Origin of the sequence: Paenibacillus sp. FSL M8-0334 (assembly GCF_038000405.1) — a bacterium.
In the GTDB taxonomy this organism is placed as follows: domain Bacteria; phylum Bacillota; class Bacilli; order Paenibacillales; family Paenibacillaceae; genus Paenibacillus_AQ; species Paenibacillus_AQ campinasensis.
On the sequence record NZ_JBBOCH010000001.1, the window covers coordinates 1,708,647 to 1,733,116 of the forward strand.

A 24,470-nucleotide genomic window follows, 5' to 3' on the forward strand; every position below is an offset into this window, starting at 1 on the left:
CACCCTGCTGCAAGCTCAGGAGAAGTGCTTCCCTGGGCTTGCTCCCTATAAAGCTTTCAATCACACAACTATCCTGATAAATAAAAACGAAGGGAAGTTTCCTCCCCCTCGATCATTTTCCATATCATATGAATGTTGAATCCCTTAACATAGCATCAGTTGCGACTGGGGTCCCTTGAGCGGTCTTTCCGCCGGTTTCCCAAATAAATAGCCCTGGGCTAGTTCGATGCCGATCTGCCGGCAGTATTGGAACTCCTCACGGCGTTCTATTCCTTCTGCAAGCACCTTGGCCCCGAATTCATGGGCCGTTCGTGTAATCATCTGAAGCTGTTGTTGTTTCACACTGTTCTGCTCGCAATGGTCAATCAGGCTGCGGTCGATTTTGACATAATCGGGCTTCAGCAGCACCATCTGCTCCAATGTGGAGTATCCGGCGCCCACGTCATCCATGGCTAAGGAAATGCCGTGTTTACGATAGGTATCAAAAATCGCCTGGAGATGCTGAATATCATCAATTCTTTCCGTCTCAACAACCTCGAACACGAAATCGCACGGGTCCAGATGATGGCTCTCCAGCACGCGAAACGTCTGCACCAGCGATTTCTTCGGGTCCGAAATCGAGGAAGGCAGAAAGTTGATAAACCGCTTTACACCACTCGGCAGCCACTTGGCGCTGGCCTCAATGGCCGCATTGCGGGCTTCACGGTCCAGAAAATAATGCAGACCTGCACGTCGTGCTGTATCAAAGAGCCTCTGGGGAGGGAATGGCCTGCCGTTCTTAGCCGGACGCAGCAAAAATTCATAAGCCACAATCTGCTCGCAGCGGTCTACAATAGGCTGCATATGGCTCGTAAATTGTTGATCCAGGATAATATTCAGCATATCGCATTGATCATTCTCCGGCCCGAGCTGCTCGGCCATCGTCCACGGATGGTGCTGCTGTGGAGTCGCTCCGTCCATGATGCGGAAGCTGATCTCTTCCCTTGATCCATTCGGAAGTCCCCGAAGCAGCCGGATTAGCGATACCAGCTCATCCCGCCCCTGATAGCTGACAGCACACCCTTCGCGGGTATTGCGCACGGTGCCGCCCCACCCGTCAAGCAGATGAAGAAGCTCTGCGTAAGCTGGTCTGATCTGAACAATTCCCTGGTCCTCAAACGGTTCAAAGGTGCTGCGGTTGTCGCACAACATGTTCATCCCCCTCGGCAAGCTTTCACTAAGCTTCTTATCGGCATTTGGATATGAATTCTTTGTATAATATGCTTTTTTGTAATGAATATGTAAAACAAAACAATCAAAGTTAATCATTTGCATTATGTCTGACAAGCGTTGAAGCAATAAAGAAGAAGGGGAACGCGGCCCGCCCACTTTCGTGATCCCATGATTTATGTAAACCTTGCTGGTGCAAAAGGATTAAAAATCCATCTATAAATCATGATACTTTTCACCCATTAAAATGTAAAGAAAAGTTAAGCGAGAACATATATACCCACTTGACAGGTAGGAATTATATGTTAAGATGTGATTCAAATTGGACGAACAGGAAAGGATGTGGCCAGTATGCCATCTCATAAACGGCTCGATCATGTCGGAGTTATGGTGCGGGATCTTGAGGCGACCATCGACTTCTACACGAAGGTTGTCGGTCTTGAATTGAAGGATCGTGTCAAGCATACGAACGGGGTGATCGAACTTGCCTTCCTCGGCTTTAACGGCAGCGATGAGACCGAAGTGGAGCTTATACAAGGATACAACGACAGCCTTCCGGCTGAAGGAGCGGTACATCACTTTGCAGTGAGCACAGACCAGATCGAGGCGGAGTACGCCCGGGTTCAGAAGCTCGGCGTGCCGCATCTTGATGAGGAAATTGTGACGCTGCCAAACGGCTACCGTTATTTCTTCCTTCATGGGCCAAACGGAGAATGGATTGAATTTTTCCAGCGCTAAAAATGATTCCCCCGCGCGATCACGACGAGGCGAGGCTTTAGTATACGAGTCTCGTCTTTTTCGTATTGCTTCATCGATGCGATATTCAGCGCCCATGCCCATCGAGTCTGGCGAATGCAGCTGTTTGGGGGCTGGATATGATCAAAGACGAGCATCCCGCCTGGAAATAGTCCGGCTCTCTCTCATCCCGCACAAGCTGGACAGCTCCAGCCATTAGGTCTATAATAACGGTTAGTTAAGCCTATAACTTCATCATACTTACAGGGGAGCTGGAATCGGCCGGCTGAGAGTGTATCCCATCAAGATACTGACCCTTACACCTGATCTGGGTAATGCCAGCGTAGGAATCCTGACACTGCGGCTCGATATGGATGCCGTGGAATACTTACGCCGTCATGCGCCCCGAGATCCTCGGGGCGTTTCTTATTATTGTGAAGTCACAGGCAGCTAGAATGAAGATGAGGGAGAGAGAAGAACATGATTAAACCGAAATGGACCGCGTTATTGCTCGCATGCATGCTGCTTCTTGTCGCGGCCGGCTGCGGCACAGACAATCAGAAGAGCGGCAGTACGCCGAATCCGAATGATGCTGGCAACAGCGGGGAGACCGCGGAGGCGCCGCGCGATATCCAGCTGATGCTGGATTGGTCGGCCAATACCAATCATACGGGACTGTACGTCGCCAAGGAGCTCGGCTATTACGAAGAAGAAGGACTCAACGTAAGCATTGTGCAGCCGGGCGCCGGCGGCACGGATACGCTGGTCGCCTCGGGGAACGTGCCATTTGGCATCAGCTATCAGGAGGGCGTGACACTTGCACGGACGCAAGGGCTTCCGCTCGTGTCGATTGCGGCAGTCATTCAGCATAACACCTCCGGATTTGCCGCTCCGGTCGACCGGAATATCAAGACCGCAGCTGACTTTGAAGGCAAGGCCTACGGCGGCTGGGGCTCGCCGGTGGAAGAAGCCGTCATGAAATCCATAATGGATATCGACGGCGCTGACGTCAGCAAGGTGAACATCGTCAATATCGGGGATGCCGATTATTTTACGGCGGTTAAACGCGACATCGATTTCGCCTGGATCTTCTATGCCTGGACCGGGATCGAGGCAGAGCTTCGGGGAGAGCCGCTGGACATGATCTATGTGAAAGACTACTCGGACAAGCTGGACTACTACACCCCAGTGATTGTAACCAACGAAACGCTGATTCAGGAAGATCCGGAGCTGGTTAAAGCGTTCATGCGCGCCACGGCAAAAGGATATGAATATGCGATCAACCACCCGGAGGAGGCTGCCGATCTGCTGATCAAGGCCGTTCCGGAGCTGGATGCAGAGCTGGTGCTCGCCAGTCAGAAATGGCTGAGTCCGCGCTATCAGGACGATGCCCCTCGCTGGGGAGAGCAGAAGGCCGAGGTATGGTCCGGCTATGCCGAATGGATGTTTGAACGCGGCCTGCTGGACCAGGAGCTGGATGCGGACAGCGCGTTTACGAATGAATTTTTGCCGGATACCCCTTAATTAACGAAAGGAAGATTGCTCATGGCCAACACACTGTTAAGCATTCAAGTCATCCCGAAGACACCGGACGGCGGGGACAGCATCCCCTATGTCGACGAGGCGATCAAGGTCATCCAGGAATCGGGCGTCAAATATGAGGTGCACCCGCTGGAGACGACGATGGAGGGCGAGCTGTCCGAACTGCTGCAAATTGTCGAACGGATGCATGAAGCGCTCGTCAAGGCAGGCAGCCCAGGCATTATATCTCAAGTCAAAATCGCACACTATCCAGACGGCATCAGTATGGACAAGCTAACGGAGAAATACCGTCCATGAGAAGCTGGTGGAGCTTGATATGGCCGCCCGTGGGGGCGGTCCTATTCTTTTTGGTGCTGTGGCAGGGCGCCGTGTGGCTGTGGGATATTGAACCGTATATTCTACCTGCCCCTTCATCCATCGGGCTTGAGATGGTATCCGGCTCACCAGTGCTGCTGAATCATACGCTGGCCACCCTGCGGCTGACCCTGATCGGCTTCCTGATCGGAACAGGCACCGGCATTGTCATTTCCCTGGCGCTGCATCTTATTCCAATGCTTCGAAAGGCACTGTATCCGCTGCTTATTCTCAGTCAGAATGTGCCTACCATCGCGCTGGCCCCGCTGCTCATGATCTGGTTCGGGTTCGGGATGCTGCCCAAAATCATTGTCATCACCCTCGTCTGCTTCTTCCCCCTAGCGGTGGCTGCCCTGGACGGGCTGGCCCGGACAGACCGGACGATGTTGAATTATATGAAGATGACCGGGGCGGGCACCTGGCAAATCTTCACCAAGCTGGAGCTGCCTCACGCCCTCCCTTCGATCTTCTCGGGGCTACGGATCGCCGCCACCTATTCGGTCATGGGCGCGGTCATTGGCGAGTGGATCGGAGCTGACCGGGGCATCGGCTACTATATGATGCTGCAGAGAGCCGGCTACCGCACCGACCGGGTCTTCGTTGCCATTCTGATCATCGTGCTGCTCAGCCTGCTGATGGTGGCGCTGATCGCCCTGTTGGAAAAACGGCTCATTCGCTGGAGCCGCAAGTCATGAAGCCGGCGGGAAGCCCAGTCACTTACATGTCTATAGAAAGGAGATCCACCGCATGCGTGTGAACAACATGAACGACACCCCTTCTAGCTCCCCGGAGTTATCCGGGACATCCACCCCGGCACGGTCTGACTCTACGGATAATCCCGCACTTGAGGTCCGTCATATTCGCAAGGCGTTTCGTCAGCGGCGCGGGGAGATGCAGGTGCTGGACGATCTGTCGCTCGCTGTACAGCCAGGAGAATTCGTCTCCATTATCGGTCCCTCCGGCAGCGGAAAAAGCACGTTGTTCCACATCATCGGCGGGCTGATGCCTCCGGGTGCCGGTTCTGTTCATATGGACGGCCGGGACGTAACGGGCCAGAAGGGCCTCATCGCCTACATGCCCCAGCAGCCTGCACTGTTTCCGTGGCGTACGGTCGAAGACAACGTCATGCTGCCCGAGGAGCTTCGCGGCGTATCCAAAACGCAGGCGCGGGCGAATGCGCGCCAATGGATCGAGCGGGCCGGGCTCGGCGGCTTCGAGAAGGCCTACCCGCATACGCTCTCCGGGGGCATGCAGCAGCGGGCCTCCTTCCTGCGCGCCCTGATGAGCCCGCAGGAGGTCATGTGCCTTGACGAGCCGTTCAGCGCCCTGGATGCGCTGACCCGGAGCGAGATGCAGCACTGGCTGCTGGACATCTGGGAGGATACGAGGCGCTCTGTGCTGATGATCACGCACCATATCGAAGAAGCGCTGCTGCTCTCCGACAGCATTTATATATTGTCAGCCCGGCCGGGCACCGTGCTCCAGAAGATCGAGGTGCCGTTCCCCCGCCCAAGGCGGGAGGATATCTTAACCGATCCTGCGTTCCTGGCGCTTAAGTCTGACATCTCGTCCATCATGCGACAGGAACAGCAGAAGAGGCAGCAGGTCTCGACGTGACGGGTCTCTTCAGAAATAGAAGCCGAAGGGAATGAGAATATGAGTTCAATCGTGAACCACAAGGGTGGCGGCCCCCTCGCTCCATTGATCGACACGCATATACATCTGGACAGCTACCCGGAAGATATCGGCCTTGCCATTGCGGCCGACCTGGCGAACAGCGAGGTGCAGTCCGTCATCAGCGTGTCGATGAACCTGCCTTCCTGCAAGCGGAATCTGGAGCTGGCTCGCCTGTATAACGGCGGGATCAGACCCGCATTCGGCTATCACCCTGAGCAGCCGCTCCCGTCTGCGACAGAGATTCAGGAACTGCTGCAATGGATGGAGGTCCATAGCGAGGAGATGGTCGCCGTAGGAGAGGTCGGGCTTCCCTACTACACCAGGCTTGAAGCAGCTACCCGAGGCGAAGCATGGGATGATCAGCCCTATGTGGAGTTGCTGGAGACGTTTATTGCGTTTGCCGCAAAGCACAAAAAGCCCGTCATCCTCCATGCGGTCTACGAGGATGCGGAGATGGCCTGCGATCTGCTTGAGCGATACAGCCACCCGCTTGCCCATTTCCACTGGTTCAAGGGAGCGGAGAAGTCGCTGCAGCGTATGGCCGAACAAGGCTACTATATCTCCTTCACCCCCGACATTGTATATGAGGAGGAGATCCGCCGCATTGCGCTTAGGTATCCGGAGCATCTGGTCATGTCGGAAACAGACGGCCCCTGGCCGTTCGAAGGCCCCTTCACCGGGCAAACGACCCATCCGCGCATGACGTCGAGCGTGGCCAGCGCCTGGGCCGAGCTGCGCGGTATACCGCTTCTACAGGCCCGCAAGCAGCTGTATGACAATGCCGCCAGGCTATACGGCATATAAGCATGTTCAGAGCAGTTTAGGGCTTACTTGGCAGCAGAGCTTGTGCTCTTCAAGCTTATGAAATATTGATTGATCAGTTCATCAAGCAGCACGGACTGCCGCAGCACGACCGGATGGTTGAAATCCCGGTAATGTCGTTTCATCTGATGCAGTTTGCTTCTTTCTTGCTCAATGGTATATTGAATCCTCGCCGTGTTCATTATGAATAGCCTCCTTATACAAGGGATTTTATACTTTAATGTAAAATTATAGAATAATAGAGTTATGGCATCAGGAACTAAGACAAAAAAAGGGGCGTCTCCGAATAACGGAGACGCCTGAAGTGGTTGGTTATTTATGTATCTATATTCTCCCCGAACCCATGACCTAGAGGTTGTACAACTACCGGATTAGAATCAGTTGGAAGAGTAGGTATGAAACTTATGAGAGCCATAGAAATTGAGAAAGCGACTAAAAATAGTTTTTTCATCATTGGATGTTTCGAACCTCCCTTATTAATTCCTGATATTGAATTATGTCAGTTTCATCCGCTTTGTCCCGATATTGCTCGAATAGTGCCACACTTTTAATTATATTCCTTTTATTGTTTATCTCAATAGAAAACTCCAAAGATTGTAAGAGAATTTTTATTCCTTCGGTTTTTCCTCGACTCAAGTGGTACACAGCCATCTCACTTAAATAACGGGCATACTCGTCAGCATGAATCTGTTCATTATATTTACCGAACATTTCCTTAAACTTTTCATAAGAGACAAACAAGGAGAACTGATCCAAGTACTTGTCTACATTCCAGTTATGATGATTGGCAGCTTCAAGAATGTAGAAAATTGCCCTTAGTGTGAATACATCATCGTTTTGGGCTGATACATACTCTACATATTCAGGTAAACTATCATACTCCCCTGACATCAATTGACATAAGAGAGAGTTCGCTATGGCCCACTCCTGAAATTGAGTAATGGTGGCTCGTGCCTCTGGAGTGTCTTCCAGAATCCAATCTCCATTAGAATACCGGTTTATATAGTATTTCATTCCTTTGTAGTCTCGATTATGCTCGCATACAGTGGATCGAACCAAGTAAGAATACAAGATATAATAATATAAAGGTTTCTCCAGTATACTATTCTCTTCTTGTTGTTGAAGAAAAGATTTTTGCTTGTATAAGAGAGTTCCAATTCTATGCATCTCCTGAGCCATCAAATCCACTTTATCCCAGCGATGCAAAGATCCATAAACATGCGCCAGATGGCGATAAGCATCCAATTGATATGATGGGTCCAATCGCTCTACATAACCTTCAAACAGCGTTGCCGCTCTCAGATTCGCATCCTGATCGTTCCCAATCGAAATCAAGAACAGTCTGTACTGGCATATGGCCAGCCGTTCGGAATGCTGATATTTCTCGCTTGTGCTCACATGCTTGTACAATATGGCAGCGGCCGCCTTTTTTCCTTGGTGGAACAGTTCTTCTGCTGTCTCAAACAGCATCGGTGTGTAGGCAAGATTGTCAAGCAACGTAGTAACCACACGTTCAATACAATCCAGGCGATCCGTGTCGGCACAGCGAAACAGAAACGGTCTTAATCTTCTCCAGGTTGGTGTCCCGTTAAAGAAACATTCCTCGATGTACATCTCATAGAAATGATCCGTAGGAAGGTTCAGACCGGATGTAATTCGCTCAAGCTGCCCCATAGAGATCGGCTGCTTCTGACTAAGAATTCTGCTGAGTGTTCCGGAGTTCACACCGGATATATTCGCAAATCGGTTGATGTTCATCCCGTTCTGCTCAATGTAATCTTCTATGTGATCTCGAATCGTCGTTTTTTGCGCCATATTTCCACACCCTCTTCCATATACCAATAAATAGGAAAATATTATAATCTATTCTAAGTTATAATATTACAGCGGTCAATAAAGACGAAAAACTAGAATCCGCCCCTGCCCCCGGGATAAATCTAGAAGTATTAAAACACTTCCCCTAAGAAAAGAACAGTCAGCGATTGTCAAAATCAAAAACCGGACCCTAGGGTAACTATCCCTGCGAATCCGGTTTACTGTTCCAATGGAATATAGAGGCCTATGTCTTTCTTCGCTCCGGTCTCAGCTTCCGCGCTCCCATTCGGGTTTCGGTTAAATAGTATTTGGTCAGCTCGCTCAAGAACTCCTGAGATCCGCAAACTCATCTACACCACAAATATGATTGAGAAACGCTCTATCTGGCCACGATAGATGTGACACGCAAATGGACAGGCCTCGTCCAAAACTGGGGACAGATGCTGCTCCAGCTTTCGGTCTTCTTTCCGGATCGGGTCAGCAACTACTTACGTTGAATGCAATCGACAGCGCCTTAAGAAGTAACTTTTTCAACCTTTAATTTTTAGTTTGAGCCCTTTTTAAATTAAAAAATTTTACTAGCAGAGCAACAAAAAAAATAAAAGTTATCATCGCAAAATATGAACTCAGACCATTCAACCATGTATATTTTTCAATTAAGAAAAACAATTCTGTTATATTCTCTTTAGAGGACACTGAGAGTTTACTTGATAAATTTTCAATTTTGAAGATGCTCCAAATTGCAATTGATGCTAACAAAAGATCTGTCAACAAAATAACAATAATGGAAATTTTAATATTTCGTTTGTTCGAAATAAACTCATTTATATGTTCTGAATATATCCAGAAAGCAATAATAAAAAGCATAACTAAAAGAAATTTAACTAAAGAAGGGAAACTCGTTATGTAAATTATACTGATCACAAAAAAAGAAAAAACAATAAGCAATATTCCATTTTTCACATTAATCACCATACTTTTTGCTCATCATTCTAAATGAATCTGAAATAATTGCAAGAGTAATTTAATTATTTCCATGTTCATCTCTCTCCATTAATTCAATAAAAAAATCATACGTTTCTTTTGAAAGATCCATATCATAATATTTCAATGTAGAATCGTTGCTCGTTCTTCTATTTTACGGAGAGAGAAAAGTGTGTCTCTTTAACATTTAAAGGTCAATTTAACAAGCGATACTGGCATAAAGCCAGCCGCTCGGAGTGCTGATACTTCTCACTCTCGCTAACCAGTTCATACAGCAGAGCTGCTGCCGATTTACTGCCGCGATGATACAAAGCCTCGGCAACCTCGAACAGCTTTGGAACATAACTTAGATTGTCCAAGAGATATCGTGCTGCCTAATCGATGCAATCCAGCCGGCCAAGCTCTGCGCAGCGGAGCAGAAACGGGTGCAGCCTCCTCCAAGAAGAAGCGGAATAATAGAGACATTCGTCAATGTATAAATGAAAGAAATAGTCTTCAGGCAGATTCATGCCAGATGTAATTCGCTCCAGTTGCCCCATCGATATGGACTGCTTATGGTTGATAATTCTGCTAATAGTTCCTGAATTCAAACCTGTCCTGTTAGCAAACTGATTGATCGTCATCCCATTGCACTGCAAGTACTGTGCCAAATGATCGCGAATTGTAGCTGCTGCCTCCATAGGCCGCACCTCCTGACATTACATACAACTTGCTTTCATAGTAAGTAAATATATGGAATCGATCAATAGAAATCTACTTTCTTCCAAAGCTCAGGTTGTCAAAGCATGCGAAAAGAGCTAACTTATTGATAAGGAGTGAGCATCCATATTGAATATAAAGCCGATTCCGTGGTTCATATCGCTTCTCATGATCGGATGAGCTCCAAAAGCGACAGTATTATTAATTTAATGGATAAGGAGATATACGATGACACAACAGGCACTGCTCGTCATTGATGTTCAAAACGGAATGTTCCAGGAAGGAAATGCCGTATACAACGGAGATCAGCTGCTGCACCATGTGAATGAGCTATTAGCTAAAGCGCGTTCCAAGAACATTCCTGTCATCTACGTCCAGCATCAAGAGGCAGCCGGAGAACCTCTGGAATACGGAACCAGGGACTGGGAAATCCACCCTGATATCGCGCCTGCCCCGGATGACATCATCATTCATAAGAAAACGCCGGACTCTTTCCTTCATACTCCACTGGATGAGGAACTCAAGAAGCTTGGCATTGAGCATGTCATTCTCACGGGAATCCAGAGCGATCTCTGTGTGGATACCACCTGCAGAAGAGCATTCAGCATGGGATACAAAGTGACTTTAGCCTCGGATGCGCACAGTACGTGGGGCCATGAAGATATGACGGCAGCTCAAATTATCAGGCATCACAATGAAGTGCTGCGCTGGTTTGCCCGGGTCTGCCCAAGCGAGGAAATTGTGTTCTGATTCCACAATAAAACCGGACGGCAAGGAGGCCACCTCCTTGAATCCGTCCGGTTTCTTTCGTTCACATAAAGCAAGCTTCTCTTGCTCAGCCTCAGCGGCGGCGAAAGGCCTGCTGCCCATCCATCCGCCCGTTTACCTTGCTTCATCCCACATTACCGCTTCATAAACCCTTTCTGCTTCAGAAAATCCTGCATATGCAGTCTGACAGGCTCTGCGAGCCGCTTGGCCATCAACTGGGACCACGGCGCGGTGTTCGCACCATTCGTGCGCTCGGCCAAATAGGCCGAGGAGATCTCGTCATACGTCTTCACTTCCGCAAGCGCCCCCGGATCATAGCGATCCCGATGGAGCACCGCTGGCTGAGGAAGCCGCGGACGAAGTCCCGGTTCCTGGTCCGGATAGCCGAGGCACATGCCGAACACCGGGTAGACAAGCTCCGGCAGCTCCAGCAGCTCCGAGGCTTCGGCAATCGCATTGCGAATTCCGCCGATGTACACGATTCCCATGCCGAGCGACTCGGCGGCAACTGCTGCATTCTGCGCAGCCAGGGCGGCGTCCACCGTCGCCACAATGAAGTTCTCCGTCGAATCTTCATATGTCGGGCTGTCCCCCAGATGCGGCTCCGCACTCTTTTTCAACCGATACAGGTCCGCGCACCATACTAGGAATACCGGGCATTCCACGATATAGGCCTGATTTCCAGCCAGTCTGGACAGCGCCTGCTTCTTATCCGAATCCGTCACCGCAATCACGGTATAGGCCTGCACGTTGCTGGAGGTGGATGCCATTTGCCCCGCGGCCACAACAGCAGCCAGCTGCTCCTCGCTCACCGGCTTGTCCGAATATTTGCGGATCGACCGATGATTCATCAGTAATGCCAGCGTCTCATTCATCGCCAAACTTCCTCCTTCACCATATCACATTTCATATTGTAACAAGGGACACCTGCCGCGCAGGTGATTGTATCTTGCTCTTTGACTTACTCATTTATTATGAAACGCGGGCCCCGCTAGTGCAACTTCCCGCATCTGTCGGAAAGGGCTTTCATATTTCCTGCGCGCCCGGACCTATAGAACCAGGAACGCTGAGCTACCCATCCCTCCCCGCCTCGTTCCGGAGAACAAAAGCCCCCAACCGCCATAGTCCCCCATGACGCCTTGTTCGTTCCGGGCAAGCTCAAAATAAAATATACTCTGCACTCCCCTGCCCAGCAGAAAGGATCGGAGCTTAAAAAAACGGTGCAAAAAAACCGGCTGGCTGGATCAGCCACGGCCGGTTCATATGTCGAAAATTGGAGTTGTTGATAAATGTCGAAATATCAGGAAACGACGTCGTAGCCTTGTTCTTCGATAGCTTCCTTGAGCGAATCCAGACTCAGCTTCGACTCGTCGTACTCTACGGTTACCGTCCCCGCTGCCAGATCGACCTTGCCGGTTGCCCCCGCTTCCTTCAATGCGCCTTCAACGGAAGCTACGCAGTGATTACAAGACATCCCTTCCACAGTCAATGTCACCTGTTGCATGATGGTTTCCTCCTTGTTTCAAAGATTTAAGCTACTCCCACTGTACTATACCCCCCATAGGTATGTCAAAAGAAACAAGGACTATAGACTGCCTGTTTCTGAATTCTAAAAACACGAAAAAAGTAGGAAGATTTATCCTTTGTCCATGATATAATGATACATAAATCGCTAGATTTCTTGCTGATTATCCATTTTTTATAATTTTACCCTATCGAAATCCATCTCTATAATCGGATGCTGCTGCAGGAATTGCAAACCCGTTGTCGAACCTTCTATAACGAACACATGAAAGTTGAAAGTAGGAATCGATTATGGTCTTTGACGGCATTATTCTTGGATTATTTGTCGGATTGATCCGAGGCGGCCTCCGCCACGGCTTGCAGCAATTCAGCAGAATTCGCCTTAAGGGCGGCTTCATCTTCCCGATCCTTCTGATCGTACAGCTGCTGATCTTCCGATTCCAAGACAATTACGACTGGCTTGCATTAGCTAGTGGCTATGTTTTTATGCTGATTTACATTTTTGGCATGCTGTTTCTCTGGCTGAACAGAGAGCAGAAAGGCTTCTCCAGCATTCTGGCTGGTGTATTTCTGAATTTTCTGGTTATGGCTGTCAATGGTGGCAGAATGCCCGTATCCATCCAAGCCGTCGAAGCGGTCCTTGATCCGTATTATGTGGAAATCTTGCGCAACGGCTCGACCGTTACCAAGCACTATTTAATGGATGCTTCTACACGCCTGGCCTTTCTTGGTGACATTATCCCTCTGGCTCCGCCCTATCCAAGAAGACAGGTGATCAGCATCGGGGACATCATTATGAATATCGGCATCTTTATCTACTTCGTGAACCTGATGACATCCGGCAAGAATGCCGCTGCAAAGACGCTGAGCCGAACCCCTGATCGCTCTGAACATGCTGAACCACAAAATTTATAATACATCATACCAAGTTGAAGGGAGGGAAATACGAATGAAAAAACTTGACCAGATTAAATATTCCCGCATTGTCATCAATGCGATCATCGTGGCTTCCGTAGTCATCGCACTGACTTCCGGTTACAGATTGGGAGGCGCTATGTGATCCAGGAAGAAACAGGCTGGTCTCTCAGCCTGTTTTTTTACGTCTTTAGCGTTGTCTTGCCGCCCAATATACCTTAAAATGTGGAGAAAAACCATTGCACTTTTTGAGGAGAAATCATTTATGTCCATTCTGAAGCGTCCACAAATCGCAGGACAATTGTACTTCGTTTTTATTTCTCTAATGGGCTGTCTGATATTTGTATTCATGCATCGAGGAGAATTTCTCCACTATACCCCATCTCAGTGGGTCTGGGTATATGCAATGCTGGGCGCTGCCATGATTCTGAACTATTTTACGTTTCAGCTCCCTCCCGAAGGGAATTTGCAGTCCATGGATTCTTCGATCTATCTGGCCTGCATCTTTATATATGGTGCCCCTTTTGCCCTGACCATCATTCTGTTTAATACGGTGGCAATGGCGTTATATGACCGGAAAATTCCCGTTTGGAAGCATTTCGTAAATTTTTCGATATACACGCTCATGATTGCCGGCTCTGCGCTGATCTTTCAGGCTGCAGGCGGAATCACCGGGCCTATGGTCAACGACAAGTTCGGCGCTTATCTCGCAGCGCTGCTCGTATATTTCCTTATTAACGTATTCCTCATCGGATTTTACTACTACTTGCTGTACCGTGGATCTTTATATGACATTCTTAAAAATTTCATGAAAGATACCCTGCTTGTCTATTTGAGCACCCTGATTCTCTCACTTGTATTATCCGTGCTTATTGTGCACAACGGCATCTTCGGGCTTGCGCTGTTCATCGGGCTGAGCGTGATGCTCTCCTATTCCTTCAAGCAGCTGTTCAGCATGTACAACGAAGCCCAGGAAAAAGCCATCAAGGATCAGCGCACGGGCTTATACAACCACAGCTATTTCGAAAGCCTGCTGGATGCGGAGATCAAGAAAGCGACCGCTTCGAATACTGCACTATCGCTGGCTATGATCGATATCGATGACTTCAAAAAATACAACGACCAGTTCGGGCATCTGAAAGGCGACATGCTGCTCGGTTTCCTTGGCAGTTTTCTGAAAAAAGAATGCAAGGTTGCGGAAGTGGTCGCTTCCCGCTTCGGCGGCGAGGAATTTACGATTCTGATGCCGGGATACGATGAGAAGCATGCGGGCTTGTTCATCAATCGGCTGCGCAAAAAGCTCAATGACACTTATTTTGACGGTGTAGAGATTTTTCCTTCGGGATGCCTCTCCTTCTCGGCTGGTGTCGCCACGTATCAGGTCGATATTCATGACAAGTCCCAGTTCGTTGATCTGGCGGACCAAGCGCTCTATTATGCCAAGAAGCAGGGGAAGAACATCGTCCATGTTTACGGCAGCGCCTCCAAAAAGGAGTCCGAAATCGACTTCACCGAAGATGTGCGGGACATTGAACAACAGCTGAAGCTGTTCCTGTATAAAGACGTTGACACATTCAAGCATTCGAAAAGGGTGTTCCGCTATGCCATGGATATGAGCGAGGTTCTCGGGCTAACGAATACGGAACGGCGCAATTTTGTGCTTGGCGCTCTGATCCATGATATCGGCAAATTGGAGATCCCTTGGGGGATTCTGAATAAAAAGGACAAGCTCACGCCGGCGGAATGGGAAACGGTCAAGCGTCATGTAAGCTGGGGCAAACGCATTGCGGAAACCAACGACAGATTTAAAGAACTGGTGCCGTTTATCGAGCTTCATCACGAGCGTTATGATGGCCATGGATACCCGCATGGCTTCAAGGGCAAACAGATTCCGAAGCTGTGCCGGATGCTGACCATTATCGATTCCTTCGACGCCATGACCACCGAGAGACCGTACCAGAAAACGAAGACGTTCGAGGAAGGCATTGCCGAGCTGCGCCTCTGTGCAGGCACCCAGTTCGATCCCGAGCTCGTCGAGCTGTTCATCGCTTATATCGAGCAGCGCAGTTTGGAGCGTCAGGAGCCTGCTGCCGGTGCGGAAGTGTAATCATCTGCTTCCCCCATGTTTGAGCCGCCTCAAAAAAAGGTATAAAGGTAGTATCAACGGTAAATGAGGTGAGATCATGGCTGAGCATAAGAAGGATCTTCCACTGGATAACGGGCCGGGCAACCGGGACCATCCGGAACAGTACCCGACTGAGAAGGAAAGCCTGTTTGACAAATTCGAGAGCGAGCAGCACGTCGATCCGATCCCGATGGAGGATGTCATGCTGGAAATGGAAGAAGAACAGCAGCGCGATGGCACTTCCAAGAACCGTTCTTCCAGTCCTGCCAAGTACAACCGCGGCTTTTGAGGATACACAGCCGACCGTGAAAGCGAATCATTCGGGACTCCGTGTAATGCGGAGTCTTTTTATTTTCTTCATTTTTCATTAATATAGAAGAGCGTAATACCATCAGTTCCATAATCGAAATGTCTTCACGATAAAAATAAAGAGTGGAGTGGAGCAACTTTGTTTTCCATATGGACGCTAAACCGAATGCAGCGAAAAATGCTGTTTTCGCTGATTGCTATTGTCCTTTGCATGTCTTTCCTGCTCGTCCTGACCGGCAGAAACAGCAGCTCCTACGATGTCAGCCGGGTCATGGAACAACGCTATATCGACAGCGCGGCATTGATCAGCCATTCCCATAGCAGCGATATCGATCTTGCGACAAGCGTCATGCCCGGTGTGCCTCTCATCATCGCGGGGCTTACCGCCCTCATTGGCAGCACCAGCAAAGCCCTGGTCGCGTACCAGCTGCTGCAGTGTCTGCTGCACGCACTGTCGGTGTACCTGGTCTTTGTACTGTCCAGGTATATGTTCAATCCGAGAATCGCCTTTCTGGCCTGCCTGATCTATGCGCTATACTGGCCTGCCTATGGAGCCGTCCGGCTGATCTTGCCTGACATTACGATGCAGGCGCTGATGCTGCTGCTCGTCTGCGCAGTCATCGGCGCACTTGAGCTGAAACAGGCGGGCTGGTATGTCGTCGCCGGAGCGCTGACTGCATTCATGGCCTGCTACAACCTGCAGGCGCTGCTCTATCCGGTCCTGTTCGTCGCCTTCTGGATCAGATACAGAAGTCCGCTCAAGGTGGTCGCCGGAGGCACGCTGCTGATTCTCGCCGGGTATGTCATCATCATGTCCCCCTGGCTATTGAACATCCCGCTATTGAATAAGTTGAAGGTTCTTCCAGGTCCGTGGAACCTCGCGCCGCTGTGGGTGGAGGCCCGCTATCTCGGCGAGCACACATTCACCCATCTGTACCGCAGCATCTTCGGAGGCCACACGACCCGCTACGCCAGCTCATTCGGGGATGAAGAAGCCCGCCGCGTCATGCAATCGGCGCTCGATGCCGTACGGCTGCTGCTGCTCTATATCGGCGTGGGCGGCATCGTCTGGACCCTTTGGATGTACCGGCTCAAGCGCCAGCTGCCGGTGCTGCTAACGCTGCTGTATTTTCTGGCAGCCGAGTGGATGGTCCCTAGTCTGGACGGAACCGGCTTTCCGTATGCGGTCTTCCTGCTTCTCTATACCGCTTATTTGGCAGACAAGGCCATTCTGTATGCTCATAAGTCCAGGCTGCTGCGCAGCTGACCGATCCCGGTAGAGAATATTTCTCGCACCGGGATTTCTATGTTATGGTATATTATGGATTCCTTATATTCTGAAATAGATGGAGGTTGGTATTGTGAAGAAAAAATGGACGACCGTTCCTAGCTTTGTGCTAGGTGCCGTGGTCGGAACGGCATTAACGGCAGGAACAGCCGTTGGAGCAGCCTATTATTTGAAAGCGGTTCCGTCAGAAATCGCTGTAGTCGTTGACAACGAAGAGGTCAAGCTGTCTGTACCGCCGGTTGTCATTGATAACAAGCTGTATGTACCGGTTCGTGAGTATTCGAATGCGCTCGGTTATCGGGTCAGTTCCGTCCAGTCCGATCAGATCGGCATAGTGAAAGAGGAGGGCCCAGAGAGCTCTGTTTCAGCCCCAGCATCCGATTCCCCGCCGCCTTCCTCTTCATCCTCGTATTCCCCTTCCGCGCCAAGCAGCCTTTTTGAAAGACAAATCGTGAGTGATTTAGGAGACCGGTTGAAGGTTAACGGTGAAATCATCATCGAGAAGATCTTTCTGATGGTTGCTGCCGGGGAAATTACGCTCGTGTCCAAGGACGAAGCGACAGGCAACGGCCTGCTGCATTACATCATCATGAGTGAGAACGAATCTCTCTACGAACCTGTCGTGAACCTCGACGGACAGGCTGGCAATCTGGATTATAACCTGCGCAATCTGGAGGGGCAGACGCCGCTTCATATGGCCGTTATCCATCAGAGCGACTTCTATCTGGATAAACTGCTGAACGTGCACCAGGTCGATGCCACCATCAAGGATGCGCACGGCAAGACGCCGCTTGATTACGCCGACAAAGGGAGCGCGATCTACGAGAAGCTAGAGAAATATCTCACCTCCCGCTAAGTTCTTCCCTTCCGGCGCATAATCCGTTACACTGGGTAAGCATGTCTTTGAACAGGCCTGTACTCTCGATTTACATATCACTTTTGATTGGTGAGTTTCATGACATCTAACCCTTTTTATAAACGCCCATACGGCAGTATTAGCAGAAGTATCCCTTTTGCGAAGCTGGCTTCGAGCGAAACGAGCAGAACCATCCTTCGCGATGACGAGCCGGACGCTTCTTTCTTCCGCGGTCTGGAGTCGGCGGGCCTGCACCTGAACCGAGCGCAGCTGCAGGCCGTTCGGCATCTGAACGGTCCGCTGCTGACCCTGGCCGGAGCCGGATCTGGCAAAACCTCCGTTCTGGTCAGCCGAACGGGCTATTTAATTGCATGCGGGAACGTGGACCCCGCCTCTATTCTGCTCGTGACCTTCTCCTCCAAGGCAGCTGCCGAGATGAAGGAACGGATTCTGTCCCTGCCCGGGCTGAATTCATCCGACGCCAGCAAGGTGACGGCCAGAACTTTTCATTCCTTCTTCCTGTATTTACTGCGTACACGCGGCTACAGGCAGAAAATACTCAGCAGTTCGCGCCATCAGCAATTCATCATCAAGATGATATTGCGGGAGATGGGGCTGCAGGACAGCTATGATGCCGAAACGCTGCTCTCCCTATGGTCCGCTTATCGCATGAATATGGTCGGTCTGGATGAACTGACTGTGAAGACGCCGGCAGAGGTGGAGCAGAAACAGATTTTTGCCCGCTATGAGGCCTGGAAGCAGGAGCATGAGCACATGGATTTTGACGATATTCTGGTCTGGTCCTACCAGCTGCTGTCCACGGACGATCGGCTTCTCTCTTCCTTGCAGCGGCGTTTCCGGTATGTGATGGTGGATGAGTTCCAGGACACGGGGCTGCTGCCTTATGAGCTGCTCAAACGAATCGTAGCCCAGCACCGCAACCTGATGGTGGTCGGGGACGATGATCAGACGATCTACAGCTTCAACGGGGCACGCAACGAGTTCATTCTCGAGTTTGACCAAACCTTCCCGGGCGCCAGAATCGTCACGCTGGATACCAACTACCGTTCTCTCTCCTCGATTGTCGGGCTCGGCAACGAGCTGATCCGGTTCAATCAGAAGCGCCGTCCGAAACAGCTGCGCTCCACCCGCAAAAGCAGCAGCGTGCCGTTATATGTGCGTCCGGAGGACCCGGACCGGGAAGCCGAGTTGCTGCTGGCCCATATTACAGACCAGGTCAAGGAGCATGGCCGGTCCTTCCGGGATTTCGCCGTGCTGTACCGGACGGGCAATGACAGCCGCGCCTTCTTCGAGCAGCTGGTGATGCGCGAAATTCCGTTCATTCATTACGAGCACACCGAGCTGTTCTACGAGCAGTGGATCGTCAAGCCGGTGATGGATCATCTGCGCCTGTCGCTTCATCGGCGCAATTTCACCGCGATGGAGGGCCTCATCCATACATTGTACATCAACCGCGATGCCGGGATGTCGTTCATTCGCGAGAAGGACGCGCCAAGGCCGAAGAAAGGGCCGCTCGCCCATCTGCTCTCTTATCCGGGGTTGAAGCCCTATCAGATCGAGTCGATCCGGGCAAGATTGAAGCTCATTCGCACGCTCCATGCTCTCGCTCCGGTGGATGCGATCAAGGAGATCCGACTGCGATTTTACAACAAGTTTCTGGAGGCGGACGAGCGGCAGGAAGCTACGCTGCATAAAGAATTTATTCAGGAGAGTCTGGACGAGCTGGAGGCATCTGCCAAACGATTTGAGCGTGTGGAGGACTTTGTGGAGTTTGTTGACCGCCTGATCGTGGTGCACCGGGAGATGGCAGCCATGAAACGGGATGAAGACGCCGACGCCATCAAGCTGATGACGATTCATAAGTCCAAGGGGCTCGAGTTCCCGTCCGTCTGTCTGATCGGCGCGTCAGAAGGCATACTCCCCCATTCATCGGCGCTCCATGCCGAGAAGCTGGACGATCATCACCCGCTGGCCAGCAAGGAGGAGAAGGCCGCAGCGGCGCTGGAAGAGGAGCGGCGGCTGGCCTATGTGGCGGTCACCCGGGCCAAGGATGAGCTGATCATCAGCTCCCCGGCTTACTGCCGGGGACGCAAGACTGAGGTATCCCGCTTCTTCCGGGATGTCTTCGCCCGGGATGAGCAGCGTGAAGAATCAGCCGCTGCCGTCCGGCAAACGGCTGCTTCCTCCTCGAAAGCCACACTTTCCACCTGACATAGGAAGAGGAAGACCAATAAGCCCAACAGCGATTGCTGTTGGGCTTATTGATTTCATCCCCGGTATAGGTTGATTAACCAAGGGGGCGAACCATCTAGTGGTGAATGAGGCGCCGGGAGAGCTTCGAGGTCGAGGAAGGACCATCAAACTCTAACGGCTGCGGCCCTGCGGCAGCTACAGCACTTTGGTCATAAACACACTGTTCGGGTCCGCTTCATAGTCTGCAAACGGGTCACAATAGGAAAAGCCGAAGCTTTCATACAATCTGCGCGCCGCGTCAAAAGCCTCCATCGAGCCTGTCTCCAGGCTCACCTGACGGTATCCGCGCTGCCGCGCTTCTTCCAGCAGATGGGCGAGCATATGGCGGGCGACACCTTGTCTGCGATGTGCGTGAGCCGTACGCATCGATTTGACCTCGCCATGCTCGCGACCCAGTTCCTTGAGCGCGCCGCAGCCAGCCAGCTCCCCCTCGATCCAGAGGCTCCAGAACGTGACGTCCGGTTTCTTCAGCCCTTCCAGATCAAGGGCATGCACGCTTTCCGGCGGAGAGGTCTCAAACATATGATGCAGGTGCTCGCTAATAAGGGCCCTGATTTCCGACCCGCTTAAATCATCCCGTCTGATTTCCATGTCATGTTGGCTCCATTCTATTTCATGTCAGGCTGGGCGCCTGCTGTCTTTCCACCACCCTTAGCACCATTATCCCTTTGGTTCAGGGAGAAGCCTGATCAAACGGCATCATCATCATGCTAAGGCTGAGTCTCCGGACGCGAGTCCGCGTTCCCGCGCCCTTACTTCGGCTGAATGTAACCTTCCGCCTTCAGCAGCTCGGCAATCAATACCGCACCGCCTGCGGCGCCGCGCAGCGTATTGTGCGACAGCCCGACGAATTTGTAATCATACAGCGTATCTTCGCGCAGACGGCCTACCGAGACGCCCATGCCGCGCTCAATGTCGCGGTCCAGCTTCGTCTGCGGTCTGTTCTCTTCCTCGAAATAGGTGATGAACTGCTTCGGTGCGCTTGGCAGCTCCAGCTCCTGCGGTCTTCCTTTAAACTGGCGCCAGCGATCGATAATCTCATCCTTCGTCGGCTTGTTGTCAAACGAGACAAACACGGTCGCCAGATGGCCATCGGTAACCGGAACCCGAATGCATTGGGTCGTGATAATTGGCGAGCTCGCTTTCACAATCTGGCCGTTGTCAATGCTGCCCCAGATGCGCAGCGGCTCCTGCTCACTCTTCTCTTCCTCGCCGCCGATGTACGGAATTACGTTGTCCAGCATTTCAGGCCAGTCGTTGAAGTTCTTCCCGGCCCCGGAAATCGCCTGGTACGTAGAAGCCACCACATTCACCGGCTGATACTCCCGCAGCGCGTGCAGCGCAGGCACATAGCTTTGAATGGAGCAGTTCGGCTTCACCGCAATGAATCCGGTTTTCGTCCCCAGACGCTTGCGCTGCGCTTCAATGACCTCGATATGGCCGGGGTTGATCTCAGGAACGACCATTGGCACGTCCGGCGTCCAGCGGTGAGCCGAGTTGTTGGAGATCACCGGCGTGCCTGTTTTGGCATAAGCCTCTTCCAGCGCTTGAATCTCATTCTTCTTCATATCGACCGCGCAGAAAATAAAGTCAACGCCTTCAGCGACCTCTTCCACCTTGGAAGCATCCTGAACAACGATCGATTTCACGTTCTCCGGAATCGGTGTATCCAGTTTCCATCTGCCTTGAACAGATTCCTCATACGTTTTGCCCGCCGAGCTGCTGCTGGCAGCAATCGCGGTCACTTCAAACCAAGGGTGGCCGTCCAGCAGCTGGACAAACCGCTGCCCCACCATTCCTGTTCCGCCGACAATTCCGGCTTTTAGCTTTTGAGACATATCAGTTCATTCCTTTCCTCTATGTGTATTTCATGATTCGCCTGTTCCTTCAGCTGTTGTTCGTCTGATCCGACTTCGCACGATTCCTTCTACTAGAACACTATTCCGACGGCAAGCCTGCGGTGTGTGTTCTCTCCTGAAGTGTGCTGCATTTTTCCATTTCATGATCCAAATAAAAAAATCCCACCCCCAAGACCGCGGTCTTAGGGACGAGATCGGATCCTCGTGGTACCACCCCAGATTTGCCAATATGTCACCATATTGACCTCATCGAGTACGGCATTTCTTCAGCAATGCATAATACTCTAGCTCTGTAACAGGAGCTCCTGTCACACCATCCCTGCTCACAGTTCCGATGTGCTGCTCAGAGGCTTTATTCAATAATGAGTTCTTTACTCCTTCCCAGCTGACCGGAGCTCTCTGCAAAAGAAAATCATTATCTACTCATCTCGTCATCGCATTTATTACAATTATAATATACAAGAAAGCCGTCCGGGGCAAACATTTATTTCTGGATATTGCAAAAATATCGGACCGAACCGCTTCCCGCACAGCCGATCAACAGCGCGCATAAAACACCCTATCTTGCTCCATATTCCCCGCCAGGATACAGTGTGGAGTGGGACAGCCGCTTCGGCTGCGGCAGCGGTGTGCCTGACGGCGGGGCTGCCGGATCGATGGGGCTGCTCGCGTAAATGGCCGCGACCGCATCGGTATAGACAATGACCTGCTCTGTCTCCAGCCCAAAGATCGGACCATGAACGACATATCCATCCAGCGGAAACTCGGCCACCACGTTCATAAACCCGTCATACAGCGAGGGATGGACCCCGCCGCCGCGCCGGTAGGCCAGGATGTAATCCGGTGCATCCGCGCTCCAGCGGCTGAGCGTCTCGGCGATGGTGAGCCAGCCGCTCGTCGATCTCGCTTCCTTCCACAGTTCCCGTCCCTGCTCATCCAGCAGGAAGAGCGCATCCTTGCCCTTCAGCCCTTTGCCGTCATCCTCGCGGGTGATCCGGTCGAGCCCGACAATCTGCAAGCCAGGCAGGTCGGTGCGGAACTTACCAAGCGCAATATGCTGGGATTCCACCGAGCCCTCGTACCGCCACAGCTCGCTGCCGTTTCGGTCGTACATCACCGTCACACTGCCGCCGATCACCAGCTCCGGCTCGCCGTCCCCATTGACGTCGCCAACCCAGATGCAATCCGCATGGTCGTCCAGGTTCCGGCAGGACCAGCGCAGCCTGCCGGTGTGATCCAGCAAATCGTAGCCCGCCATAACCTCGTCGTATCCGTCGCCATCCAGATCGTACACCCAGGGGTAGTGGCCGACATTTCCCTTATGTGTCCACAGCACCTCTCCGTCGCGATTCAGCGCCCACATGCGCTCATAACGGTCCTTCAGCAACAGATCCGAGGCATGCGCTTCGCCAGAAAGATTGGCAACGATAATGCAATCATGGGCGTGCGGATCCGGAAGCAGAAATGACGATTTCACACGCCCGGTGGCGCCATCGAGCATTTGCAGTCGGCCATCCATGACGCAGAGCACCTCCAGCGCGCCGTCTCCGTCAATGTCGTAGATTTGCGCCGGGTAATCCGAGCCCGGGCTGCCGGCCGTTTCGCTCGGCGTCCCGTGCTGCCACAGCAGGCGGCCGCTCAAGTCATAAGCCGTTAGGCACTGCACCTGATGCGGAATATACCGCACATCCTGCCGGTCGTCCGGCTGGACCAGCAGCATCTCCATCCGCCCGTCTCCGTTCAGGTCTCCCAGCAGCATTTTGCATCTGGGCCCGGCGGCGGATATATCCACCTTGGCAATCTCGTAGACTTCCTTCACCTAGCTCATCCTCCTTCATTCGTTGGAATTCGTTGTATGAATCGCATGTGTGTTCGTGGGACCAGAAGTTATGCCTCTCAAGCACCCGCACCGCAGTACTTAAACCGTTGAACGCTCAAATACGCCAAGTTCCCCTTACCCTATGCCTCTATGTCACCTCATAGACTGTCAGATTGGCGTATTCCGCTATGAGCGGGGCCATCTGGCGGAACCCGACTCTCCCTCCCGCCAGCGGCGGGCCATAACGGGCCCCGTCATCCATCCAGGAGAACACCTGCAGTCCGTTGACAGAGAACGTCACCTGTGCGCCTTGCTTGAGCGCCAGCAGCCGGTACGGCCCTGCGGCATCGGCCGTGCCCGGGATCGGGTCGGCCCCCTGGGCAACGAGGTGAAAGCCGTAACTTTTGCGGAAATTGCATGTATGAAAGCTTCGCTCCTCCGGCCACCGCCGCCGAAAATAGGAAATATGCAGCGCATGCATCTCTCCATGATGATACTGCTCATACACTCCCGTTCTTGGCGCCAGTACAGGATCGAACAGATCCCGCCCCCCGGCGCCTACAGCCGCCAGAAACATGATAGCAAGCCCGGGCTCGCGGATCGGCCAAAACTCCCATGTAATAGCAATATCAGGCGGGAACTCCTCCGGGCACCAATACACAAAGTTGGCCTTCTGGCCTTCCTCCGCCTGACGGACACTTTCCAGGCGCATCCGCCCCAGCGGAAAAGTGACCGCCCCCGCCCCCTCCATCCGGAAGCCAGCAATGCAATCCGGCGAATGGAGCGGGTTATGATACAGGAGCTTCCAATTGTCAGGCACCGTTTGGTGTGCCTGAGATGATGAATGATCCGTTTCATATGGGGTATCCATGCAGCTCCGCCTCCCTTAATACACA

General features: G+C 51.8%; 24 protein-coding genes, 1 pseudogene, 1 riboswitch and 1 other annotated feature. Of the genes and pseudogenes, 14 read left to right on the top strand and 11 right to left on the bottom strand.

Going from position 1 to position 24,470, the window contains the following annotated elements; genetic code table 11:
- Positions 1–144 precede the first annotated feature (144 nt).
- The gene (locus MKX64_RS07460) at positions 145–1,191 is read right to left on the bottom strand and encodes an EAL domain-containing protein (RefSeq protein WP_095268048.1); all 1,047 of its coding nucleotides are present in this window, start codon (positions 1,189–1,191) and stop codon (positions 145–147) included.
- Between the two features lie 369 nt (positions 1,192–1,560).
- Here MKX64_RS07460 and MKX64_RS07465 point away from each other — a divergent pair, with 369 nt between their 5' ends.
- The 6 genes from MKX64_RS07465 (at position 1,561) to MKX64_RS07490 (ending at position 6,321) form a co-directional block, all read left to right on the top strand.
- Positions 1,561–1,947: a VOC family protein gene (locus MKX64_RS07465; protein WP_341035607.1), complete on the top strand. Its 387-nt coding sequence runs from the start codon at positions 1,561–1,563 to the stop codon at positions 1,945–1,947.
- Between the two features lie 252 nt (positions 1,948–2,199).
- Positions 2,200–2,311, top strand: a riboswitch (TPP riboswitch).
- Between the two features lie 113 nt (positions 2,312–2,424).
- Complete coding sequence (locus tag MKX64_RS07470; protein WP_095268046.1) at positions 2,425–3,468, top strand: ABC transporter substrate-binding protein; 1,044 nt, start codon at positions 2,425–2,427, stop codon at positions 3,466–3,468.
- Positions 3,469–3,489: 21 nt separating this feature from the next.
- Entirely contained in the window at positions 3,490–3,783 is a 294-nt protein-coding gene (locus MKX64_RS07475) for an MTH1187 family thiamine-binding protein (protein ID WP_095268045.1), read from the top strand.
- Positions 3,780–4,535: an ABC transporter permease gene (locus MKX64_RS07480; protein ID WP_341035608.1), complete on the top strand. Its 756-nt coding sequence runs from the start codon at positions 3,780–3,782 to the stop codon at positions 4,533–4,535. Before MKX64_RS07475 ends, MKX64_RS07480 begins: the two co-directional genes overlap by 4 nt.
- Positions 4,536–4,587: 52 nt before the next feature.
- Positions 4,588–5,457, top strand: a complete 870-nt coding sequence (locus MKX64_RS07485) for an ABC transporter ATP-binding protein (protein ID WP_230875599.1) — start codon at positions 4,588–4,590, stop codon at positions 5,455–5,457.
- A 39-nt stretch (positions 5,458–5,496) separates the two neighbouring features.
- Complete coding sequence (locus MKX64_RS07490; RefSeq protein WP_341035609.1) at positions 5,497–6,321, top strand: TatD family hydrolase; 825 nt, start codon at positions 5,497–5,499, stop codon at positions 6,319–6,321.
- A 23-nt stretch (positions 6,322–6,344) separates the two neighbouring features.
- Here MKX64_RS07490 and MKX64_RS07495 read toward each other — a convergent pair whose 3' ends face one another.
- Together MKX64_RS07495 and MKX64_RS07500 are read right to left on the bottom strand one after the other, a co-directional pair.
- Positions 6,345–6,521 (bottom strand): aspartyl-phosphate phosphatase Spo0E family protein, encoded by a 177-nt coding sequence (locus tag MKX64_RS07495; protein ID WP_095268042.1) that lies wholly within the window; start codon positions 6,519–6,521, stop codon positions 6,345–6,347.
- A gap of 268 nt (positions 6,522–6,789) precedes the next feature.
- Complete coding sequence (locus MKX64_RS07500) at positions 6,790–8,154, bottom strand: helix-turn-helix domain-containing protein (protein ID WP_341035610.1); 1,365 nt, start codon at positions 8,152–8,154, stop codon at positions 6,790–6,792.
- Between the two features lie 330 nt (positions 8,155–8,484).
- Here MKX64_RS07500 and MKX64_RS07505 point away from each other — a divergent pair.
- Positions 8,485–8,651 (top strand): annotated as a pseudogene (locus tag MKX64_RS07505) (IS256 family transposase); the annotation flags it as partial.
- Positions 8,652–9,332: 681 nt separating this feature from the next.
- Here the strand turns inward: MKX64_RS07505 and MKX64_RS07510 are convergent.
- Positions 9,333–9,497, bottom strand: a complete 165-nt coding sequence (locus MKX64_RS07510) for a hypothetical protein (protein WP_230875598.1) — start codon at positions 9,495–9,497, stop codon at positions 9,333–9,335.
- A 15-nt stretch (positions 9,498–9,512) separates the two neighbouring features.
- The gene (locus MKX64_RS07515) at positions 9,513–9,818 is read right to left on the bottom strand and encodes a helix-turn-helix domain-containing protein (protein ID WP_095399056.1); all 306 of its coding nucleotides are present in this window, start codon (positions 9,816–9,818) and stop codon (positions 9,513–9,515) included.
- A 247-nt stretch (positions 9,819–10,065) separates the two neighbouring features.
- Between MKX64_RS07515 and MKX64_RS07520 the strand changes: the two genes are divergently transcribed.
- On the top strand, positions 10,066–10,587 hold the full coding sequence (locus MKX64_RS07520) for a cysteine hydrolase family protein (protein WP_095399055.1): 522 nt from the start codon (positions 10,066–10,068) through the stop codon (positions 10,585–10,587).
- 152 nt (positions 10,588–10,739) lie between these two features.
- Here MKX64_RS07520 and nfsA read toward each other — a convergent pair whose 3' ends face one another.
- Together nfsA and MKX64_RS07530 are read right to left on the bottom strand one after the other, a co-directional pair.
- Positions 10,740–11,480 (bottom strand): oxygen-insensitive NADPH nitroreductase, encoded by a 741-nt coding sequence (gene nfsA, locus MKX64_RS07525; RefSeq protein ID WP_095264574.1) that lies wholly within the window; start codon positions 11,478–11,480, stop codon positions 10,740–10,742.
- 425 nt (positions 11,481–11,905) lie between these two features.
- On the bottom strand, positions 11,906–12,109 hold the full coding sequence (locus tag MKX64_RS07530) for a copper ion binding protein (protein WP_095264573.1): 204 nt from the start codon (positions 12,107–12,109) through the stop codon (positions 11,906–11,908).
- A 311-nt stretch (positions 12,110–12,420) separates the two neighbouring features.
- Between MKX64_RS07530 and MKX64_RS07535 the strand changes: the two genes are divergently transcribed.
- From MKX64_RS07535 to MKX64_RS07560, 6 genes are all read left to right on the top strand, one after another.
- Positions 12,421–13,044: a DUF5317 domain-containing protein gene (locus tag MKX64_RS07535; protein ID WP_341035611.1), complete on the top strand. Its 624-nt coding sequence runs from the start codon at positions 12,421–12,423 to the stop codon at positions 13,042–13,044.
- A gap of 265 nt (positions 13,045–13,309) precedes the next feature.
- Positions 13,310–15,151 (top strand): bifunctional diguanylate cyclase/phosphohydrolase, encoded by a 1,842-nt coding sequence (locus MKX64_RS07540; RefSeq protein ID WP_095264571.1) that lies wholly within the window; start codon positions 13,310–13,312, stop codon positions 15,149–15,151.
- Between the two features lie 76 nt (positions 15,152–15,227).
- Positions 15,228–15,458 (top strand): hypothetical protein, encoded by a 231-nt coding sequence (locus tag MKX64_RS07545; RefSeq protein WP_095264570.1) that lies wholly within the window; start codon positions 15,228–15,230, stop codon positions 15,456–15,458.
- A gap of 186 nt (positions 15,459–15,644) precedes the next feature.
- Positions 15,645–16,745, top strand: a complete 1,101-nt coding sequence (locus MKX64_RS07550) for an ArnT family glycosyltransferase (protein WP_230875597.1) — start codon at positions 15,645–15,647, stop codon at positions 16,743–16,745.
- A gap of 94 nt (positions 16,746–16,839) precedes the next feature.
- Entirely contained in the window at positions 16,840–17,622 is a 783-nt protein-coding gene (locus MKX64_RS07555) for an ankyrin repeat domain-containing protein (protein WP_341035613.1), read from the top strand.
- Positions 17,623–17,721: 99 nt separating this feature from the next.
- Positions 17,722–19,854, top strand: a complete 2,133-nt coding sequence (locus MKX64_RS07560) for an ATP-dependent helicase (RefSeq protein WP_095264567.1) — start codon at positions 17,722–17,724, stop codon at positions 19,852–19,854.
- Between the two features lie 177 nt (positions 19,855–20,031).
- On the opposite strand, the gene MKX64_RS07565 is transcribed toward MKX64_RS07560, so the two are convergent.
- The 4 genes from MKX64_RS07565 to MKX64_RS07580 all read right to left on the bottom strand — a co-directional run bounded on the left by MKX64_RS07565 (position 20,032) and on the right by MKX64_RS07580 (position 24,445).
- Entirely contained in the window at positions 20,032–20,487 is a 456-nt protein-coding gene (locus MKX64_RS07565) for a GNAT family N-acetyltransferase (RefSeq protein ID WP_095264566.1), read from the bottom strand.
- Between the two features lie 161 nt (positions 20,488–20,648).
- On the bottom strand, positions 20,649–21,734 hold the full coding sequence (gene asd / locus MKX64_RS07570) for an aspartate-semialdehyde dehydrogenase (protein ID WP_095264565.1): 1,086 nt from the start codon (positions 21,732–21,734) through the stop codon (positions 20,649–20,651).
- A 202-nt stretch (positions 21,735–21,936) separates the two neighbouring features.
- Positions 21,937–22,199, bottom strand: a binding site (T-box leader).
- A gap of 115 nt (positions 22,200–22,314) precedes the next feature.
- Positions 22,315–23,514, bottom strand: coding sequence for a hypothetical protein (locus MKX64_RS07575; RefSeq protein ID WP_341036270.1), 1,200 nt, complete (start codon positions 23,512–23,514; stop codon positions 22,315–22,317).
- 208 nt (positions 23,515–23,722) lie between these two features.
- Positions 23,723–24,445 (bottom strand): DUF1961 family protein, encoded by a 723-nt coding sequence (locus MKX64_RS07580; protein WP_095264563.1) that lies wholly within the window; start codon positions 24,443–24,445, stop codon positions 23,723–23,725.
- Positions 24,446–24,470: the final 25 nt, after the last annotated feature.

Excerpts from the sequence above, each read along its gene's own strand:
- MKX64_RS07460 (WP_095268048.1), bottom strand. The coding sequence starts at position 1,191 with ATGTTGTGCGACAACCGCAGCACCTTTGAACCGTTTGAGGACCAGGGA.
- MKX64_RS07465 (WP_341035607.1), top strand. The coding sequence starts at position 1,561 with ATGCCATCTCATAAACGGCTCGATCATGTCGGAGTTATGGTGCGGGAT.
- MKX64_RS07470 (WP_095268046.1), top strand. The coding sequence starts at position 2,425 with ATGATTAAACCGAAATGGACCGCGTTATTGCTCGCATGCATGCTGCTT.
- MKX64_RS07475 (WP_095268045.1), top strand. The coding sequence starts at position 3,490 with ATGGCCAACACACTGTTAAGCATTCAAGTCATCCCGAAGACACCGGAC.
- MKX64_RS07480 (WP_341035608.1), top strand. The coding sequence starts at position 3,780 with ATGAGAAGCTGGTGGAGCTTGATATGGCCGCCCGTGGGGGCGGTCCTA.
- MKX64_RS07485 (WP_230875599.1), top strand. The coding sequence starts at position 4,588 with ATGCGTGTGAACAACATGAACGACACCCCTTCTAGCTCCCCGGAGTTA.
- MKX64_RS07490 (WP_341035609.1), top strand. The coding sequence starts at position 5,497 with ATGAGTTCAATCGTGAACCACAAGGGTGGCGGCCCCCTCGCTCCATTG.
- MKX64_RS07495 (WP_095268042.1), bottom strand. The coding sequence starts at position 6,521 with ATGAACACGGCGAGGATTCAATATACCATTGAGCAAGAAAGAAGCAAA.
- MKX64_RS07500 (WP_341035610.1), bottom strand. The coding sequence starts at position 8,154 with ATGGCGCAAAAAACGACGATTCGAGATCACATAGAAGATTACATTGAG.
- MKX64_RS07515 (WP_095399056.1), bottom strand. The coding sequence starts at position 9,818 with ATGGAGGCAGCAGCTACAATTCGCGATCATTTGGCACAGTACTTGCAG.
- MKX64_RS07520 (WP_095399055.1), top strand. The coding sequence starts at position 10,066 with ATGACACAACAGGCACTGCTCGTCATTGATGTTCAAAACGGAATGTTC.
- nfsA (WP_095264574.1), bottom strand. The coding sequence starts at position 11,480 with ATGAATGAGACGCTGGCATTACTGATGAATCATCGGTCGATCCGCAAA.
- MKX64_RS07530 (WP_095264573.1), bottom strand. The coding sequence starts at position 12,109 with ATGCAACAGGTGACATTGACTGTGGAAGGGATGTCTTGTAATCACTGC.
- MKX64_RS07535 (WP_341035611.1), top strand. The coding sequence starts at position 12,421 with ATGGTCTTTGACGGCATTATTCTTGGATTATTTGTCGGATTGATCCGA.
- MKX64_RS07540 (WP_095264571.1), top strand. The coding sequence starts at position 13,310 with ATGTCCATTCTGAAGCGTCCACAAATCGCAGGACAATTGTACTTCGTT.
- MKX64_RS07545 (WP_095264570.1), top strand. The coding sequence starts at position 15,228 with ATGGCTGAGCATAAGAAGGATCTTCCACTGGATAACGGGCCGGGCAAC.
- MKX64_RS07550 (WP_230875597.1), top strand. The coding sequence starts at position 15,645 with ATGCAGCGAAAAATGCTGTTTTCGCTGATTGCTATTGTCCTTTGCATG.
- MKX64_RS07560 (WP_095264567.1), top strand. The coding sequence starts at position 17,722 with ATGACATCTAACCCTTTTTATAAACGCCCATACGGCAGTATTAGCAGA.
- MKX64_RS07565 (WP_095264566.1), bottom strand. The coding sequence starts at position 20,487 with ATGGAAATCAGACGGGATGATTTAAGCGGGTCGGAAATCAGGGCCCTT.
- asd (WP_095264565.1), bottom strand. The coding sequence starts at position 21,734 with ATGTCTCAAAAGCTAAAAGCCGGAATTGTCGGCGGAACAGGAATGGTG.
- MKX64_RS07575 (WP_341036270.1), bottom strand. The coding sequence starts at position 23,514 with ATGCTGCTGGGAGACCTGAACGGAGACGGGCGGATGGAGATGCTGCTG.
- MKX64_RS07580 (WP_095264563.1), bottom strand. The coding sequence starts at position 24,445 with ATGGATACCCCATATGAAACGGATCATTCATCATCTCAGGCACACCAA.